Genomic DNA, 18,052 nt, shown 5'->3' with positions numbered 1-18,052 from the left:
CGGGGTGTCACAGGTCGATGCCGAAACCGAAGCCGGCCGACTTCTCGTCGCCGCTGAACGCGCCGCCGAGACTGAAGGACGCGCGCTCGCCGACCCGCTTGGCATAGCCGATCGACAGCGCCTGCTCGCCGCTCTGGAAACCGGCGCCCACCGCCACGCGCCCGCGCGGGCTCTGCGTGCCGGCGGCATTGGTGGCCATGTTGAGCATCGCCGCGCTCATCGCGCCCTGGCGGTCCATGCGCCGGTCGACATCGCTGAAACGACGCTCGACATCGCCGCGATAGGCTTCGAACTGGTCGCCCCACGCGGCTAGGCGCTGGTCGGTGTAGGCCTTGGACGAAGCCACCGCCTGGGTCGCGGTGGTGTCGGCATAGGCCTTGGCCTCGGTGACGCCGGCGCGGACCTGGGCGACGTTGGCCGCATCGGTCGCCTGGGTGCCGGCGGCAACGTTGGCGATCTGCCGCTCGGCACCCGCGCTGCCGACCGAGACGGTCTGGGCACGGTCGGCCACCGAGCCCTGGCCGAGGGCGACCGCGCCCTGCGCGGTGGCGCTGGCCCCCTGGCCGAGCGCGGTGCCGGAAGCCGCGCTGACCGAAGCGCTTTCGCCCACCGCCACGGCATTGGTCGCCTCGGCGGAGATGCGGCTGTTGGCGCCGATCGCAGTGCTGCCATCGGCATGGACCTGCGCGTTGCCGCCGACGGCCGTGTCGTTGGACCCGTGCGCATAGGCATCACCGCCAAGCGCGACCCCGTTGGCGCCATTGGCCGCGGCGCCTGCGCCGACCGCCACCGCATTGGTGTCCGCGCCCACCGTGGCCGGTGCGTCGCCCCCGACCGCGACCCGGTCGTTGGTGCCTTGGTTGCTGTCGATCACGGTCTCGACCGACCCGATGCGGGTCTTGAGCTGGCTGATCTGCACGTCGAGCGCGGCGAACGTCGCACCGATCGAGGCGTACTGCGTGCCCTGCACGGCATAGCTCGGGGCGGCCAGGGTGCCAAACGCAGTGACCGCGGCGCCGCCGCCCAGGACGTCGGCCATGCTCTGCAGACCGCTGTGCAGCTGGGCGCCGTTGATGGCCTGGGTGCTGTCGGCCGACACCGCGCCCGCAGCCAGGTTCGACAGCACCGTGCCCTCGGCGCCGGCCAACGAGATGCGCGCCTTGTCGGCGTCGTCGTAGGCCACCGCGTTCTGCGCGACGCCGGCCACATCGCCGATGCGCGTGTCCAGGTCGTCCACGCGGCCTTCGACCGCCGTCACCCGCGTATTGGTCTCGAACAGCTGACCGCCATTCACCGCATCGGTGCTGTCTTCGGTGAGGTCGCCGGCGGCGACATTGGTGATCGCCGTGCCCTCGGCGCCAGCCAACGAGATGCGCGTCTTGTCGGCGTCGTCGTAGACCACGGCATTGGCCGACAGCTCGCCCAGGCCATCGGCGACGGCATCGAGCTGCGCCAGGTTCACCGCATCGGTTGCTTCGGTGCCGGCGGCGACGTTGGCGATCTGACGTTCGGCGCCCGCACGGCCGACCGAGATCGTGTTCTCTCGGTTCGCCCACGAGTTCGCGCCCAGGGCGACGCTGTTGTCGACGCCCGTCCACAGGCCATTGGCCTGCTGGCGACCGACGATCGCCGAAGTGCCCAGCGCGATCGAGTCCGTGCCGTAGGTGTTGGTGCCGACGCCGATGGCGATGCTGTTGAGATAGAGGATCGGCGACGGCGCGAAGAAGTCGCCGTTCCAGACCATCGATCGGTTGCCGATCGCGATCGAGTTCTGCCCGGCCGCGGCCGACGCCGCGCCGAGCGCGACGGCGTTGACGTTGCGGGCAGATGCCGCATTACCCAGTGCCGTGCCACCTTCATAGAGGGCGTTTGCGCTCGACCCGATCACCGTGGTGCCCTTGGCGTTGGCGCGCGCGCCCGAGCCGATCGCCGTGGTGAAGTCGAACGTGGCCTGTGCGCGATCGCCGATCGCGATCGCATCGTAAGCGGTGGCCCGTGTCCGATAGCCGATCGCGATCGAGCGGATGGCGGTGGCTTCAGCCAATGCACCGATCGCCGTCGCCGCGTACTCGGTGGCCTGCGCGCCGCCGCCGAGCGCCGTCGACAGGCGGCCCTGCGCCTTGGTGTTGCGCAGGACCTGGCCCGCGAAGTTCGAGCCGACCTCGTCCTCGCGCACGTCGACGATGCCGCCGACCGCGACGGCCGACTTGCCGCTGGTCTCCGATTGCGCACCGATCGCGGTATTGAAGTCGCCGTTGGCCTGGGCGCCGGCGCCCGCAGCCGTTGCGCCCAGCCCCGAGGCGGCGGTCTGGCTGTGGATCACCACGCCGCGCGGCAGGGCGCTGTAGTCGATGTCGAGGATGCCGCCGAGCGCGGTCGACGAGTCGCCGACCGCCAGGCTGTCGCGGCCAAGCGCAGTGGCGTTGTTCGCATACGACACCGCGCCGGCCCCGAGCGCGACCGTACCGGCGCCGACTGCAGAGGCCGCCTCGCCGGCCGCCAGCGCATTCTCGCCCTCGGCGTAGGCGCCCGCATCGCTGTCAGCGCTGCCCGTCGCCTGAAGGTAGCGCGAGGCCTCGGCGGCCACCGCGTCGAGTTGCGCCAGATTCACCGCGTCGGTCGCCTCGGTGCCAGCCGCAACATGGGTGATCTGGCGCTCGGCGCCCGTACGTCCCACAGAGACCGAGCGGTCGCGATCGGCCACCGCACCGGCGCCCAGTGCAACGGCGTCTTCGACATTGCGCGGCAGGCCATTGTCGTCGGGCATGCTCCACCCGCCAACGATGGCACCGGCGCCGATCGCGATCGAGCGGCCACCGTGCACCTCAGCATCGGTGCCGATCGCGATGCCATCGGTGAACAGCACGGTTTCCTCGCCCCATGGGTTGCTGTTCCATACGAACGCTTTGCCGATCGCGATGCTGTTGGCGCCTGCCGCCCAGGAGCCGCTGCCCACGGCGGTGCTGTTGACATTGTTGGCCATCGCGGCCTGACCGACCGCCGTGGCGTTTTCGGCCATCGCGCTGGCGAAGCTGCCCAGGGCGCTGGACCGCAGGTGCGTGGCGCGGGCGCCGCCGCCGACCGCGGTCGCCCACTCGTCCCCGGCGACAGCGCGGTCGCCGAGCGCGGTGGCGTCATAGGCCAGGGCCTGGCTGCCGTAGCCGATCGCAACCGCGCGGATGCCGCTGGCCCGCGACAGCGCACCGATCGCGGTCGCGGCGTAGTCAGTCGCCTGGGCGCCGCCGCCGATGGCGGTCGACAAGCGGCCGACCGCCTGGGTGTTCTGCAGTTCGCGGCCGGCGAAATCACTGCCGAGCTGCTCCTCGAGCACGTCGACGATGCCGCCGATCGCGACCGCCGACTTGCCGCTGGTCTCGGTCTGCGCGCCGATCGCGGTGTTGAAGTCGTCGTCGGCGCGTGCGCCTGCGCCCAGCGCCGTGGCGGCCAGCCCGTTGGCAGCCGTCTGCTGGTCGAGGACCACGCCGAACTCGCCGACTGCGCTGTAGTCCAGTTGCAACACGCCGCCCAGGGCGGTCGCGGACGTGCCCGTGGCCAGGCTGTCGTGCCCGAGCGCGGTTGCGTTGTCGGCGTAGGCGACCGCCCCCGCGCCCAGCGCCGCGGCGCCATTGCCGATCGCGGAGGCCGCCTCGCCTGCCGCAAGGGCGTTGTCGCCCTCGACGTAAGCGCCAGCGTCGCTCTCGGCGCTACCGCTGGCCTGGAAGTACCGGCCCTGCGTGGTGTCGTCGACGGCCCCGGGCATTTCGTACGCCTGCACACCGATGGCGGTGGCCTGCGCCATCGCCGTCAACGGCAAGGCCAGCGCGATGCCGGCGACGAGCGCGGCGGCGCGACGCCCACCATGGCTGCGCGCAAGCTCCGAAGCCACGACCATGCGACCGAGCTCGGCGTTCCAGAGGGTGCGGTAGATGCGATTCATTTCGGAGGTCTCCAGCAGGCGTTTCGTGAAGGCGAGCGAAGCCGTGCGGCGGGCCTGCGCCCGCCATCACTGGCTTCCGTGTCTTGGCCCTGTCATCCCGATGGGGTAGGGCGTCCCCGTCTGCGACCGTACGAGCGGCCGGCGCCTCTTGTCACCCGCAACATCTCGCCGGAAGATCACGCGATTCTCACGGCCTGCCGGACTCGCCATGTACCGCCCGTTCCTGCACTGGCTCGATCGCGCACCGGTCCAAGACCCGGTCGATCAACGCAATGCGCGCGTGATCCAGGGGCTGTTGCTGTTTCTCGGCGTCACCGTGCCTGCGACAGTGGCGTTCGCCCTGGTGGCGAGTTGGCCGATGCTGCGTGCCGAAGGGCTGCCGTGGCAGATCGCCGTCTCGTTGTCGATGAGCCTGGCGATCGGCCTGATCGCACTGGGTGGCTTGGCGCTGATCCGCTATGGCCGCTTCCGCCTGGCGGTCAAGCTGCTGATCGGCGTGCTGCTGGCGGTGTTCGCGGTGAACATGGCGCTCAACGGCCTGCAACAGCAGATTCCCGACCAGCTCGCGCAACTGCTGGTGATGCTGCTCAGCGGCCTGGTGCTGGGGCGGCGCGCGCTGTGGACGAGCTTTGCGCTGCTCGCATCGAGCGTGGTGCTGGGCGCGGTGCACGACGCATACGTGCTGTTCGCGCAGACGCCGGCCCGTGCGTTCTACAACCTGCCGTCGGTGCTGTTCACCTATCTGCTCGTCGCCATCCTCATCGACCGCACGACCGAGGCGCTGCGCGAGAGCCTGCGCGAATCCAATGCGCGCGGCGCCGCGCTCGAGCAGGAGATCCGTGAACGCGAGCGCACGCACGCCCAGCTCATCCATGCGCAGAAGAAAGAGATCACCGAGCGCATGGCCAGTGGAATGGCGCACGATTTCAACAACATCTTCTCGGTCATCGCGGGGTTTTCGGCCGAGCGCCACGAGGACGACGGCGGCAGCGATGCGCAGCGCGCCGCACAACTCGAAAACAGCCTGGCGTCGGTCGAAGCGTCGGCGCGCCGCGGCATGGCGATCAGCCGCCGACTGCTGCGCTTCAATCGACGCGACGACACCCAGGCCGAGGTGTTCGACGCCGGCGAGGCGATCGACGCGCTGCAGCCGATGCTCCGGCAACTGCTCGATGCGCGCATCGTGCTGCGTTTCGATCGCGACACCGCGCCGCTGCCGATCCTGTTCGACCGCAGCCAGTTCGAACTGATGCTGCTCAACCTGGCCTCCAATGCGCGCGATGCGATCGGTGGCACGGGCGCATTCGACATCCAGGCACGACGCGCACCCGACCATGTCGCGATCGCCCTGCACGACGACGGTGCGGGCATGCCGCCCGAGGTGGCCGCACGCGTGTTCGAGCCCTTTTTCAGCACCAAGCCCGCCGACAGCGGCACCGGCCTGGGTCTGGCGGTGGTGCACGAGTTGGTGACCACCGCCGGCGGCACGATCGCCGTGACCAGCGCGCCGGGCGTCGGCACCACGTTCCAGATCGCGTTGCCGCTCAGCCCTGTGGCGTGAGCATGTAGCCGCGGCCGTGCACGGCCGTCAGCGGCAACATCTCGCCGCAGCGGGTGCGGGCCTTGCTGCGCAGACGATGGATCATCGAGTCGATGCGGTGCGCATCGAAGTCGTGGATCTGGTCGGTCAAGGCCTCGATCAGCGCTTCGCGCGCCACCAGCTCGCCCGGGGTGTCGAACAGCCGCCGGCACAGCCGCCGTTCGCTCTGGGTCAGTGCCGCAGAGCCGCCCGATGGCGACAGCAAGCACCAACCGTCGGCGCTCAGGCGCCAGCCGTGGGACGTGTCGCGCGCGCCGGCGGGCGCGACGGTCTCCAGGCGCCGCGCGAGGCTGTGCAGCGTGGCGGCGAGCAGATCGATCTCGATCGGCTTGGTGAGATACGCGTCCGCGCCCTCGGTCAAGCCGCGAACGCGGTCGCCGGTCTCGGCGCGGCTGGTCAGCATCACCACGCCCAACTGCGGGCGCGTCTCACGCAGCGCGCGCGCAAGACTGAAGCCGTCGCCATCGGGCAGGCCGACGTCGAGGACGACCAGGTCGACCGGGTGCGCATCGAGATGCGCGCGCAAGGCCGCGATGGTCTCGAACCCGACCGCGGCGAAGCCGAAACGCTGCAGACCGGGCAGCAGGATCCGCTCGCGGAGCATGGCCTCGTCCTCGAGCACGGCGACGTGCAGCGCGGCGGTCATCGACAAGGGCGGGGGCCGATCATGTGGACGGCATCCTAGCCCCGCCGCCGCGCCGCGGACAAATCGCGCCTGCTTGCCTGCAGGCGCGGGCGGCAGTCCCCACTGCCGCCCGCGCGGCCCCTTCCCCGATCAGCTCTCGTAGGCCGATTCACCGTGCGAGACGATGTCCAGGCCTTGGCGCTCGTCCTCCTCGCTCACGCGCAGCCCGACGACCGCGCGCGTGACCAGGATCGCGAGCGTGGTGACGACGGCGCACCAGAGAATCGTGAACAGCACGCTGAAGGTCTGCGCCCAGACCTGGGCGCCGATCGAGCCCTCGATCCCAGTGCCGCCGAGCGAGGCATCGCTGAAGACGCCGGTCAGGATCGCGCCGACGATGCCGCCCACCGCGTGCACGCCGAACACGTCGGCGGTGTCGTCGGCGCGCAGCAGGCGCTTGAGGCCGTTGACGCCCCACACGCAGACCGCGCCAGCGGCCACGCCGATCACCAGTGCGCCGATCGGCCCGACGCTGCCGGCAGCCGGCGTCACACCGACCAGGCCGGCCACTGCGCCCGAGGCTGCGCCCAGTGCCGACGGTCGCCCCTTGCTGATCGCTTCGACTAGGCTCCAGGCGACCACGCCGGCAGCCGTGGCCACCATCGTGTTGATCATCGCCAACGCCGCACTGGCGTCGGCGGCCAACGCCGAACCGGCATTGAAGCCGAACCAGCCGACCCACAGCAGCGAGGCGCCGATGAAGGTGAACGGCACGCTGTGCGGCTTGAGCGCCTCGCGGCCGTAGCCCAGTCGGCGGCCGACGAAGTACGCGCCGATCAGTCCCGCGATGCCGGCATTGATGTGCACCACGGTACCGCCGGCGAAGTCGATCACGCCCTTGTGGGCGAGGAACCCGTCCTCGCCGCTCCACACCATGTGGACCATCGGCAGGTAGGCGAACGTGACCCACAGCACCGAGAACAGCAGCACCGCGCAGAACTTGATGCGCTCGGCGAAAGCGCCGATCACCAGTGCGGCGGTGATCCCGGCGAAGGTCGACTGGAACACCACGAACAGGAACTCCGGCAAGCCGCCGGCATCGCTCTGCGGGGTGATCCCGCGCAGGAAGGCCTTGTCGGTGAACGAGCCGAAGAATGCGTTGCCGGGGGTGAACGCCGCGCTGTAGCCGTAGGCGATCCACAGCAGGATCACCACCGAAAACACCACCAGCACTTGCACCAGCACCGACAACACGTTCTTGGCGCGGACCATGCCGCCGTAGAACAGCGCCAGTCCCGGCACCACCATCATCAACACCAGCAGCGTGGAGGTCAGCATCCAGGCGACGTTGCCGCTGTCGAAGACCGGGGGCGGGGCCTCCGGGGCCTGGGCCATCGCGCCGGTCGAGACGCCGAGCAGTGCGAGCGCGCACAGCAGCGACAGGCCCGCCGCCTGCATCCGGGTGGTCCGCCCGCGGGTTTGGATCGAGTTCATGGCATGTCTCCGGATGGGGTTAGAGCGCATCGGCGCCGATCTCGCCGGTACGGATACGCAGGACCTGTTCGAGCGCGACGACGAAGACCTTGCCGTCGCCGACCTTGCCGGTCGCCGCGGCCGCGGTGATCGCCTCGAGCGCGGCCTCGTAGGCCTCGTCGGTGACCGCGCATTCGATCTTGAGCTTGGGCAGGAAGTCGACGACGTACTCCGCGCCGCGGTAGAGCTCGGTGTGGCCCTTCTGACGGCCGAACCCCTTGACCTCGGTGACTGTCAGGCCGGTCACGCCGGCCTCGCCGAGCGCCTCGCGAACCTCGTCGAGCTTGAAGGGGCGGATGATCGCGGTGATCAGTTTCATGGATGTCTCCGGTTGCACGATCGCCGTGTCAGAACGACTTAGTGACCGCGAAGGTGAGGGTGTCGTCGGGACCGACGAGGTCGTTGTCGTGCCACGTCAGGGCGAGGTCGAAGCCGTTGTCGAAGGTCTTGCCCACGCCCGCCGACCAGAACGCGTAGGTCGCCGTGCCCGCGCTGCCGGCGACCCACTGCTTGCCGGCGGCGCCGTTGAGCGACCAGCCCGGGGCGAACTCCCAGCCCAGGCCGACGTCAAGGTTGCTGCTGCCGTCCGAGTCGGGAATGCCGAACAGGTCGGTCACGGCGTAGGCGTACTTCGCACTGAGGATTCCCCAGCTCAGCCCGGCATAGAGCTCGGTGGTGTCGGCCTTGTCGAAGCCGGCCGGATAGCGGCCCGGATACCAGTAACGCACGGCGCCGACATCCCAGCCGACGCCCGAGTCACCGAAGTCGCCGCGGATACCGAGGTAGCCGTCGAGTTCGAGTTGGCTCGACACCTCTGGATCGCTGTCGGCGAGCCAACTGATGCTGCTGCCCCAGGTGCCGGCATAGACGCCGCTCTCGTGCGCCCACTCCACGCCCCCCTGCAGGGCAGGTTTCTCGTCGGTCTGGGTGATGCCGCGAAACAGATAATCGCTGGTCAACGTGATCGTGCCGGACACCTCCGCGTGCGCGGCGCCCCCCGACAGCAATCCTGCGCACAGCAGGGCCTTGCGTACGTGCTTGCATGACGACATGACAGGCTCCTCATCTGAAAGGAAAGCCCTCCCCGGTCATTGCTGCTTGCATCGGCGATGCCGAGCAGATGGTGCTTCGGCGTGGCGACCTGCCCCCTGGCTGTCGTCCGCCGCGACCGGCGCTCTATGGCGTCTGTTGGCCGCTTTCGATCCCGCATCGACTGCAATGGCGCCGCCTGCGCGGTGAAACGAAGAAGGGCCTGCCATGCGGCAGGCCCTTCGGGTGCATCAGATCGCGTAGTACAACTGGTACTCCAGCGGATGGGTCGCGCTGCGGAACGCGGTGACTTCCTTCATCTTCAACGCGATGTAGGCATCGATGAAGTCGTCGGTGAACACGCCACCGGCCTTGAGGAACTCGCGGTCGGCGTCGAGCGCTTCGAGCGCCTGGTCGAGCGAATGGCACACGGTCGGGAAGTTCTTCTCTTCCTCCGGCGGCAGATCGTAGAGGTCCTTGTCGCTGGGGCCGCCCGGGTCGATCTGGTTCTTGATGCCATCCAGGCCCGCCATCATCAGCGCGGCGAACGTCAGGTAGCCCGACTGCATCGGATCGGGGAAACGCATCTCGATGCGGCGCGCCTTCGGGTTGGCGACGTACGGGATGCGGCACGAGGCCGAGCGGTTGGAGGCCGAGTAGGCCAGCATCACCGGCGCCTCGAAGCCCGGCACCAGGCGCTTGTAGGAGTTGGTCGAGGCATTGGCGAACGCGTTGATCGCACGCGCGTGCTTGAACACGCCGCCGATGTACCACAACGCGGTCTGGCTCAGGCCGCCATAGCCGTCGCCGGTGAACAGATTGGTGCCGCCCTTGGCCAGCGACTGGTGCACGTGCATGCCGCTGCCGTTATCGCCGACGATCGGCTTGGGCATGAAGGTCGCGGTCTTGCCATTGCGGAAGGCGACGTTCTTGACGATGTACTTGAGCGTCTGCAGTTCGTCAGACTTGGCGACCAGCGAATTGAAGCGGGTGCCGATCTCGCACTGGCCGGCATTGGCGACCTCGTGGTGATGGACCTCGACCTCGATGCCGACCTGGGCCAGCGTCTTGCACATCTCGGCACGGATGTCGTGCAGCGAGTCGAGCGGCGCGACCGGGAAGTAGCCGCCCTTGATGCCGGGCCGGTAGCCACTGTTGCCGCCCTCATACTCCTTGGCCGAATTCCAGTGCGCCTCTTCCGAATCGATGTGGAAGAAGGTGTGGCCCATCTCGTTGCCGTAGCGCACCGAATCGAAGATGAAGAACTCCGGCTCGGGGCCGAAGAAGGCCTGGTCGGCGATGCCGCTGGACTTGAGGAAGGCCTCGGCCTTCTTGGCGATGCCGCGCGGGTCGCGCTCGTAGGACTGCATCGTCGTCGGGTCGAGGATGTCGCAGGTGATCACCAGCGTCGGGTCGGCGGTGAACGGGTCGACGAACGCGGTCGAGGCGTCGGGCATCAGCACCATGTCGGAGTTCTGGATGCCGCGCCAGCCGCTGATCGACGAGCCGTCGAACATCTTGCCGTCCTCGAACAGGCCGGGCTCGACGATCGACTGCGGGAACGTAACGTGGTGCTGCACGCCGCGCATGTCGGTGAAGCGCAGATCGATGAACTCGATCTTGTGGTCCTTGATCAGCTTTTCGACGTTGTCGATGGACATCGGGAACGACCGCCTTGATGTTGGGTGTGCCCCTAATCAAGCAACCTGCGTGCCAACTGCAGGCCGTCCTTCAGATCAATGACTTGCGTCGATTCTGTGTGGTACGAGACGGAAGACCATGCACCATCTTGGTGCTATTAACCGCAGTCTGCACAACACCGGTGCGGCACTCAGACCGGCAGCGGCAGCCCGCGCCAGGCCTTGACGGTGCGCAGTACGAAGCTGGAATTGACGTCGTCGACCGCCGGCTGGTTGAGCAGCCGATCGAGCAGGAAGCGCGAGAAGTGCTCGAGGTCGCGCACCGCGACCTGCAGTAGATAGTCCATGTCGCCGGTCAGCGCATGGCAGGCCACGACCTCGTCCCAGTCGTCGACCAGCTGCGCGAAGCCGGCGACCGCAGCGCTGTCGTGGTGCTTGAGCTGCACGCGAACGAACGCCTGCAGCCCAAGCCCCAGGCGCTCGGCATTGACCTCGGCGCGGTAGCCGGCGATGACCCCGTCGCGTTCGAGCCGCTGGACCCGGCGCAGACACGCCGATGCCGACAGGTGCACACGCTCGGCGAGGTCGGCATTGCTCTGTCGGCCGTTGCGCTGCAGCTCGGCGAGCAGCAGCAGATCGGTGCGGTCCAGCGTCGCGGCAGCCATGAATTGCTCCATTTCGTATTCAGACGCACGGATCTTGCGCGCGAACCAGCCTTGCGCGCAACGAACGCAACCCCGTTGCGGGCCTGGGGCGTTATCGTCGAAAGCCTCGTGTTCTTCCTAGGAGCGTGCGATGTCCGCCCAGCCTTCGAGCGCCCCGCGCCGGGTCGAGAACCTGCAGACCGATAAGGGCAAGGTCCCGGTCTACGCCACCGGCATCGTCGAACAGCCGTGGGACGACTACAGCGCCGACGACCACGCCACCTGGGCCGCACTCTATGCGCGCCAGCGCGCGCTGCTGGTCGGGCGCGCCTGCGACGAGTTTCTGGAGGCGCAGGACGCAATGGGCATGACACCCGACGCGATTCCGAAATTCTCCGAGCTCAACGCCGTGCTCGAGGCCGCAACCGGCTGGACGCTGATGGGCGTCGAGGGCTTGCTGCCGGAGCTCGATTTCTTCGACCACCTCGCCAATCGCCGCTTCCCGGTGACGTGGTGGATCCGCCGTCCGGACCAGATCGACTACATCGAGGAACCGGACCTGTTCCACGATCTGTTCGGCCACGTGCCACTGCTGATGAACCCGGTGTTCGCCGACTACATGCAGGCCTACGGCCGCGGCGGGGTGAAGGCGCACGGCATCGGCCCCGACGCGCTGCAGCACCTCACGCGACTGTACTGGTACACCGTGGAATTCGGGCTGATCCGACAGGCGCAGGGCCTGCGCATCTTCGGTGCCGGCATCGTGTCGTCGAAGGGCGAATCGATCCATTCGCTCGAGTCCGACGCGCCCAACCGCATCGGTTTCGATCTCGAGCGGATCATGCGCACGCGCTACCGCATCGACACCTTCCAGAAGACCTACTTCGTCATCGACAGCTTCGAGCAGTTGATGGAGGCCACGCGCCCGGACTTCGCGCCGATCTATGCGCGGCTGGCGTCGCTGGACGCGATCGATGCCGGCACGGTGCACGACAGTGACCGGGTGTTCCATCGCGGCACGGGCGAAGGCTGGGCCAGCGGCGGCGACGTGTGAGGCGTCGGCTGCGCACGATGCGCTGATGTTTCGTTCAGCGGTGCCAGGTCCACTGCGCGCCGAGCAGCACGCCGCGGCCGGGGCCGGGTTCGTAGAACCGGCCGTTGCCTTCGTTGACGATCACCGCGCCGATGTAGGCCTGATCGAGCAGGTTGTCCACGCGCAGGAACGTGCGCAGCTCGCCGGCCTCGAAACGCCAGCGGCGCGCGCCTTCCAGATGCAGCAGCGCGTAGCCCCCAGCGCGCCCGGTGGCCAGATCGTCGACCACGACATCGCCCACGCCGACGCCTTCGATCGCCGCGCTCCAGGGGCCACCGGTCCAGTCCAGCCGCGCGAACAGCTGGCGCGCCGGCACGCCGGGGATGCGCGCGCCGGCCGCGACCGGCGTCGTCGGCACGGTGCAGCCCGCACCGGTGCAGACGCGGTAGGCGTCGCGGAAGGTCGCATCGAGCCAGGTCGCCGCGACACGGAGTTCGAAGGCCTCGCCCAGCGGCTGGCGCAGCGACAGTTCGGCGCCCTGGCGACGCGCGCGTCCCACGTTCTGGAAACTGCTGCGGCCGCCCACATTGCGCGCGACCGCGAGCTCGTCATCGGTGTCGGCGCGGAACAGCGCGGCGTTCCAGGTGGCGCCGGCGGGCGCGCGCCACTTGGCACCGAGCTCGAGGTTGTCGCTGATCGCCGGCGCAAGGTCGAAGGCCAGCCCGGCGCCGCCATCGCTGCGATAGCCCAGCTCGTTGAAGGTCGGCGTCTCGAAGCCACGGCCGGCCGACAGGTAGGCGCGCAGGTCGTCGCGCGGTGCGAATATCAGCCCGGCGACCGGCGACGTCTGGCGGTAGGCGATGCGACCGCTGTCGTCGGGATTGGTCGCGGTGACGTAGGCATCGCGCGAGACGAATTCGACCTCGCTGTGGCGCACGCCGGCCAGCAGCGACCAGCGCGGTGCGAACGCCCAGTACGCCTGTGCGAACTGGTCGCGGTTCTCGACCGTGTTGCGCTCGTCGCGGCGCCGGGCGCCGCGCACGCCGAGCGCGTCGCCGGCGAAGTTCTCGAAGCCCTGGCGATGCTGGCGCTGGCGGTCGGCGTTCGCGCCGACGGTCAGTTCCAGCGGCCGGCCGGCGAGTGCGCCTTCCCAGCTCCAGCGCAGGTCGAGCCCTCCGTAGGCGTTGTCCAGGTCGATCACGCCCCCTGAGTTCAGCGGGTTGGCCTGTGCCGCCGCGGGGATCGGCAGCACCTGCACCACCGCGCGCTCACCGCCATAGGCCATCGCGCGCAGGGTATGCGCCTCGCCCACACCGTGTTCGTAGACGACGCCGGCCTGCTGCTGGCGCACCGTCTTGCGGGTATCGAACTGCCGCGCCACCGGCGCGACCTGGCGCGGGTTCGCGCGGACCTGGTCGGCGCTCAGGCCCAGCGGGTCCTGGGCGTCGATATCGACCCAGTTGGCGACCAGATCCAGGCGCCGCCGATCGCCCAGATCGAAGCGCAGCTTCGCGTTCGCCGAATCGCGGCGCGCGGCACTGTGATCGCGCCAGCCATCGGTGTCGAAGCGCGACAGCGCGAAGTTGTAACCCACCGTCTCGCTGCCGCCGCGCAGCTGCGCGGCCAGGCTCGTGGTGGCATCGCGCCCGTGGCTGGCCTTGAATCGCCAGTCGTCGCCCGGCGCGCCGTCGGCGCTCCAGATCTGCACCACACCACCCGAGGAATTGCCGTACAGCGACGAGAACGGCCCGCGCATGATCTCGATCCGATCACCGCCGACCAGGCTGAAATGCGAGAGCTGACCCTGCCCGTCGGGCATCGAGGCCGGAATGCCGTCGGCATAGAGCCGCACGCCGCGCACGCCGAAGGTCGAACGCGCGCCGAAGCCGCGGATCGACAGCTGGGTGTCCTGCGCGTGGTTCTGGCGGTCGCGCGCGAGCAGCCCCGGCACGCCGGCCAGCGGCTCGGAGGCAACGGTGCCGCCGCGGTTGCTGTCGGCATCGTCGAGCCGCAACGCATCGACCGACGCCGGCGTGTCGAAGTCCGACACTCCACGCAGCCGGGTGGCGTCGACCCGCACCCGTTCGAGGGTGCGCGGCGCATCGAACGCGCCGGCCGGGACGGCGGCGCAGCAGGCGGCGATCGCCAGCGACAGGGACGCGAGAAACGGGGCGGAGCGGAACGCGACGAACGGCAGAGGCATCGGCAGGCGGGCGCAACGAGGGCCGTGCACCGTAGCAGACGCCCTGCGACGCGCCTGTGCCGCCGGCCTCATTCGGGCCGGCGGCACGCTGCAGATCAGGCCGCGAAATCGAGCACCACGCGCCCTTCGATCTTGCCCGCGTGCATGCGCGAGAACACGTCGTTGATGTTCTCCAGGCGATCGGTCGAGACCGTCGCGGCGACCTTGCCCTGCGCAGCGAAGTCCAGAGACTCCTGCAGGTCCAGGCGGGTGCCGACGATCGAGCCGCGCACGGTCACGCCGTTGAGCACCATGCCGAAGATGTCGAGCGGGAACTCGCCCGGCGGCAGGCCGTTGAGCGAGACCGTGCCGCCGCGGCGGACCATGCCGATCGCCTGCTCGAAGGCCTTGGGCGAGACCGCGGTGACCAGCGCGCCGTGCGCGCCGCCGATCTCCTTCTTCAGGTAGGCGACCGGATCGGTGGTCTTCGCATTCACCGTGACCGTCGCGCCTAGCCGCGTGGCGAGGTCGAGCTTGGCGTCGTCGACATCGACGGCGGCCACGTTCAGGCCCATGGCGCGGGCGTACTGCACCGCCATGTGGCCCAGGCCGCCGATGCCCGAGATCACGACCCAGTCGCCGGGCTTGGTGTCGGTGACCTTCAGGCCTTTGTAGACGGTGACGCCGGCGCACAGCACCGGCGCGATCTCGACGAAGCCGACGTTCTTCGGCAGGTGGCCGACGTAGCCGGCATTGGCCAGCGCGTACTCGGCGAAACCGCCGTTGACCGAGTAGCCGCTGTTCTGCTGCGCCTCGCACAGCGTCTCCCAGCCGCCCAGGCAGTGTTCGCAATAGCCACAGGCCGAGTACAGCCACGGAATGCCGACCCGGTCACCTTCCTTGATGTGGGTCACGCCCTGGCCAACCGCGACCACGTGGCCCACGCCTTCGTGGCCGGGAATGAACGGCGGGTTGGGCTTGACTGGCCAGTCGCCATCGACCGCATGCAGGTCGGTATGGCAGACGCCGCAGGCCTCGATCTTGACCAGGATGTCGCCGGCCGCCGGCCGCGGCACCGCGACCTCCTCGATGACCAACGGCTTGCCGAATTCGCGGACCACCGCCGCCTTCATCGTCTTGTCCATCGTCCAGGCTCCAGCGCAGTCAAGGGAAGATCAGGCTAGCGCGGTGCGAGGGCGAGCGCCTTGATCCGCATCAATCCCGTCGCCGCGGCGGCGGGCGGGGTCAGATGACGCGCAGCGTGATCGCCTTGAGCACCGCGCGCGTACGGTCACGCGTGCCGAGCTTGTCGAGGATCGCCGACACGTCGTTCTTCACCGTGCCCTCGGCCAGGAACAGGCTGCGCGCGCTCTCCTTGTTGGAGTAGCCGCCGGCGAGCAGGCGCACGGCGCTACACCCGGCCCCATGCCGGCAACGCGACCGCGCCACATTTCGGTGCAGATGATCGATCCGGTCGCCGGCCGATCCGATGCGTCAGTCGCGCGCGAACGTCCGCGGCCGCGCCGCGACCCGGATCGGCCGTTCGCGCAGGCCCGCCCCGGTCAGCCACTGCACCAGTTGCGGCGGAAGCGCCGGCAGTTCGGCGCAGGTGCCGCGCGGCACACGCGCCACGCCGGCCAGAAGGCTCACCGCCTCGACACCGGGCGCGGTGAACTCGAGCCGCGCGTGGTCCGATGCGCTCTGCCAGCGGAACAGCGTGAGATCGCGCAAGGCAACGGCGCGCGGCGGCTGGCCTGGGCGCTCCAGGGTCAGGCGCTGCGCATCGATGCGCAGCGTCACGGTCTCGGTGCCACGGCGCAACAACGCCGTCAGCACCAAGTAGCCGGGCAGGCCGACGACCAGCGCGAAAAGCAGGATCGCGCCGTAGGCGCCGATGCGCAGGGCAATGTCGTAGAACGCGATCAGGCCGGCGATCGCCAGCGCCCCGGCGACCACCGTCACCGATGCGATCAGTGCGACGAGGGTGCGCGTGCGCATGGGCACGGCCGGAAAGCACAGCGTCCAGGCAGCGCCGTCGCGGCGCCACTGCGTTCGCGTCATCGTCGCCGCGCGCGCCTGGGCGTCGCGCTGGAAGTACCCGCTCACCCGTCCGAGCAGCGCCAGCCAGATCCAGCCGAACATCGGCGCGATCCCGAGCTGCATCCAGAGCGCGGCATGGCGCAGCGGCTCGGGCAGCGGAGACAGATCGGGCAGGTCGCCGTGGATCGCCCACGCCACCACTGCAACGCCGATCGCGGCGCCGGCGACATGAAGCAGGACGCCCAGACGCGGCGGCGAGACCCGGAAGGTCGCGGCGACGAAGGACACGCCGCACAGCACCCCGGCCAGCAACACCGCCAGGTACGGCGGGAACGCCATCCCGTGGCGTCCGGCGACGATCGCGAACGCCGTACAGGCCGCAGCCCAGGCCAGGGGCGAGCGCAGCGCGCGCCGCCACCACGGCGGTCGCGCCGGGCCCGGTGGCGGGCCCGGGCGCGTGCGGACGGCTGCGTTGCGGGAGCGCGAACGCCGCCTGGCGCTCATGCGTGGCTCAGCGCGCCACTGTCGCCACCGCCTCGGCGACGTAGTCGAGGGTCTTCAGACTCAGCGCCGCAACACAGATGCGCCCGGTGCCGACGGCGTAGATGCCGAACTCGTCGCGCAGCCGGTCGACCTGCGCACGGCTCAGGCCCGAATACGAGAACATGCCGGCCTGGTCCTGGATGAAGGCGAACTGCGGTGCACCGTGCGCGGCGAGCTTCTCGACCAGGCCGGCGCGCAGCGCGTGGATGCGCTCGCGCATCTGGCCGAGCTCGGTCTCCCAGCGCGCGCGCAGCTCGTCGCTGCCGAGCACGCCGGCAACCAGCGCCGCGCCATGCGTCGACGGGCTCGAGTAGTTCGCACGCACGATGCGCTTGATCTGCGACTGCACCGCGCGGCTCTGTTCGGCATTGGCCGAGACCACGGTCAGCGCGCCGACGCGCTCGCCGTAGAGCGAGAACGACTTGGAGTACGAACTGGCGACGACGAACTCGGCGATGCCCGACGCGGCGAGCAGGCGCACGGCGGCCGCGTCCTGCGCGATGCCCTGGTCGAAGCCCTGGTAGGCCATGTCCACGAACGGGAACAGCCCGCGCTCGCCCAGCACCTCGATGACCTGGCGCCACTGGTCGGCGGTGAGGTCGGCGCCGGTCGGGTTGTGGCAGCAGGCGTGCAGCAGCACGACGGTGCCAGCCTCGAGCTTGCGCAGGTCGGCGAGCATGCCGTCGAAGTCGATGCCGTGGCGGGCGGGGTCGAAGTAGGTGTAGTCGAGGACCTCGAACCCGACCGCGCCGAACACCGCGCGATGGTTCTCCCAGCTCGGGTTGCTGATCGCGATCGTCGCGTGCGGCAGCAGCTTCTTCAGCAGGTCGGCGCCGGTGCGCAGCGCGCCGCTGCCGCCGATCGTCTGGGTGGTCGCGACGCGGCCGTCGGCGAGCAGCGGCGAATCGGCGCCGAACAACAGCTCGCGGGTCGCGCGGGTGTAGTCGGGCATGCCGTCGATCGGCAGGTAGCCGCGCGGCTTGGCTTCGGCGGCCAGTCGCTGCTCGACCTCGCGCACCGCGTCCAGCACCGGGATGCGGCCGGCCTCGTCGTAGTAGATGCCCACGCCGAGATTGACCTTGGTGGTGCGCGGATCGGCGTTGTAGGCCTCGGTCAGACCGAGGATGGGATCACCGGGGACGAGTTCGACAGCAGCGAAGAAGGAGGACACGGCACGGCCTGCGACGGTTGAGGGGGAGGAGATGCGGCGCGTCGGGCGCGCGGCAAACCCATGCAGGATAGCCGG

General features: G+C 69.5%; 13 protein-coding genes and 1 pseudogene. 2 read left to right on the top strand and 12 right to left on the bottom strand.

Annotation, left to right across the window (positions count from 1 at the left end):
- Nucleotides 1–7 precede the first annotated feature (7 nt).
- A complete protein-coding gene (locus tag ABE488_RS07395; protein WP_346447668.1) occupies nucleotides 8–3,937 on the bottom strand; it encodes an ESPR-type extended signal peptide-containing protein in 3,930 nt (1,309 codons plus the stop codon).
- A gap of 208 nt (nucleotides 3,938–4,145) precedes the next feature.
- Here ABE488_RS07395 and ABE488_RS07390 point away from each other — a divergent pair, with 208 nt between their 5' ends.
- Nucleotides 4,146–5,498: an ATP-binding protein gene (locus ABE488_RS07390; RefSeq protein ID WP_346447667.1), complete on the top strand. Its 1,353-nt coding sequence runs from the start codon at nucleotides 4,146–4,148 to the stop codon at nucleotides 5,496–5,498.
- Here the strand turns inward: ABE488_RS07390 and ABE488_RS07385 are convergent.
- The 6 genes from ABE488_RS07385 to ABE488_RS07360 form a co-directional block, all read right to left on the bottom strand.
- Complete coding sequence (locus tag ABE488_RS07385) at nucleotides 5,482–6,183, bottom strand: response regulator transcription factor (RefSeq protein WP_346447666.1); 702 nt, start codon at nucleotides 6,181–6,183, stop codon at nucleotides 5,482–5,484. The genes ABE488_RS07390 and ABE488_RS07385 overlap by 17 nt on opposite strands.
- Nucleotides 6,184–6,312: 129 nt before the next feature.
- Nucleotides 6,313–7,557, bottom strand: coding sequence for an ammonium transporter (gene amt / locus ABE488_RS07380; protein WP_346447681.1), 1,245 nt, complete (start codon nucleotides 7,555–7,557; stop codon nucleotides 6,313–6,315).
- 118 nt (nucleotides 7,558–7,675) lie between these two features.
- On the bottom strand, nucleotides 7,676–8,014 hold the full coding sequence (locus ABE488_RS07375; RefSeq protein ID WP_183425138.1) for a P-II family nitrogen regulator: 339 nt from the start codon (nucleotides 8,012–8,014) through the stop codon (nucleotides 7,676–7,678).
- Between the two features lie 28 nt (nucleotides 8,015–8,042).
- The gene (locus ABE488_RS07370) at nucleotides 8,043–8,747 is read right to left on the bottom strand and encodes a TorF family putative porin (RefSeq protein ID WP_346447665.1); all 705 of its coding nucleotides are present in this window, start codon (nucleotides 8,745–8,747) and stop codon (nucleotides 8,043–8,045) included.
- Nucleotides 8,748–8,975: 228 nt separating this feature from the next.
- Complete coding sequence (gene glnA, locus ABE488_RS07365; protein WP_346442072.1) at nucleotides 8,976–10,385, bottom strand: type I glutamate--ammonia ligase; 1,410 nt, start codon at nucleotides 10,383–10,385, stop codon at nucleotides 8,976–8,978.
- A 170-nt stretch (nucleotides 10,386–10,555) separates the two neighbouring features.
- Nucleotides 10,556–11,029: an Lrp/AsnC family transcriptional regulator gene (locus tag ABE488_RS07360; RefSeq protein ID WP_346442071.1), complete on the bottom strand. Its 474-nt coding sequence runs from the start codon at nucleotides 11,027–11,029 to the stop codon at nucleotides 10,556–10,558.
- Nucleotides 11,030–11,159: 130 nt separating this feature from the next.
- Between ABE488_RS07360 and phhA the strand changes: the two genes are divergently transcribed.
- On the top strand, nucleotides 11,160–12,062 hold the full coding sequence (gene phhA, locus ABE488_RS07355) for a phenylalanine 4-monooxygenase (RefSeq protein WP_346447664.1): 903 nt from the start codon (nucleotides 11,160–11,162) through the stop codon (nucleotides 12,060–12,062).
- A gap of 34 nt (nucleotides 12,063–12,096) precedes the next feature.
- On the opposite strand, the gene ABE488_RS07350 is transcribed toward phhA, so the two are convergent.
- From ABE488_RS07350 to ABE488_RS07330, 5 genes and pseudogenes are all read right to left on the bottom strand, one after another.
- Complete coding sequence (locus ABE488_RS07350) at nucleotides 12,097–14,244, bottom strand: TonB-dependent receptor (RefSeq protein ID WP_346447663.1); 2,148 nt, start codon at nucleotides 14,242–14,244, stop codon at nucleotides 12,097–12,099.
- 95 nt (nucleotides 14,245–14,339) lie between these two features.
- Nucleotides 14,340–15,368, bottom strand: coding sequence for an alcohol dehydrogenase AdhP (gene adhP, locus ABE488_RS07345; RefSeq protein WP_346447662.1), 1,029 nt, complete (start codon nucleotides 15,366–15,368; stop codon nucleotides 14,340–14,342).
- 100 nt (nucleotides 15,369–15,468) lie between these two features.
- A pseudogene (locus ABE488_RS07340) lies at nucleotides 15,469–15,630 on the bottom strand (LuxR C-terminal-related transcriptional regulator); the annotation flags it as partial.
- Nucleotides 15,631–15,717: 87 nt separating this feature from the next.
- Nucleotides 15,718–16,602 carry a hypothetical protein gene (locus ABE488_RS07335; protein WP_346447661.1) on the bottom strand — a complete coding sequence of 295 codons (885 nt, stop codon included), beginning with the start codon at nucleotides 16,600–16,602 and terminating at the stop codon, nucleotides 15,718–15,720.
- A 172-nt stretch (nucleotides 16,603–16,774) separates the two neighbouring features.
- Entirely contained in the window at nucleotides 16,775–17,977 is a 1,203-nt protein-coding gene (locus ABE488_RS07330) for an amino acid aminotransferase (RefSeq protein WP_346447660.1), read from the bottom strand.
- Nucleotides 17,978–18,052: the final 75 nt, after the last annotated feature.

The sequence above is a fragment of the Luteimonas sp. TWI662 genome, assembly GCF_039673825.1.
In the GTDB taxonomy this organism is placed as follows: domain Bacteria; phylum Pseudomonadota; class Gammaproteobacteria; order Xanthomonadales; family Xanthomonadaceae; genus Luteimonas.
The sequence above is the reverse complement of the archived record's forward strand: the minus strand, read 5'-3'. Positions and strand labels throughout refer to the sequence as shown.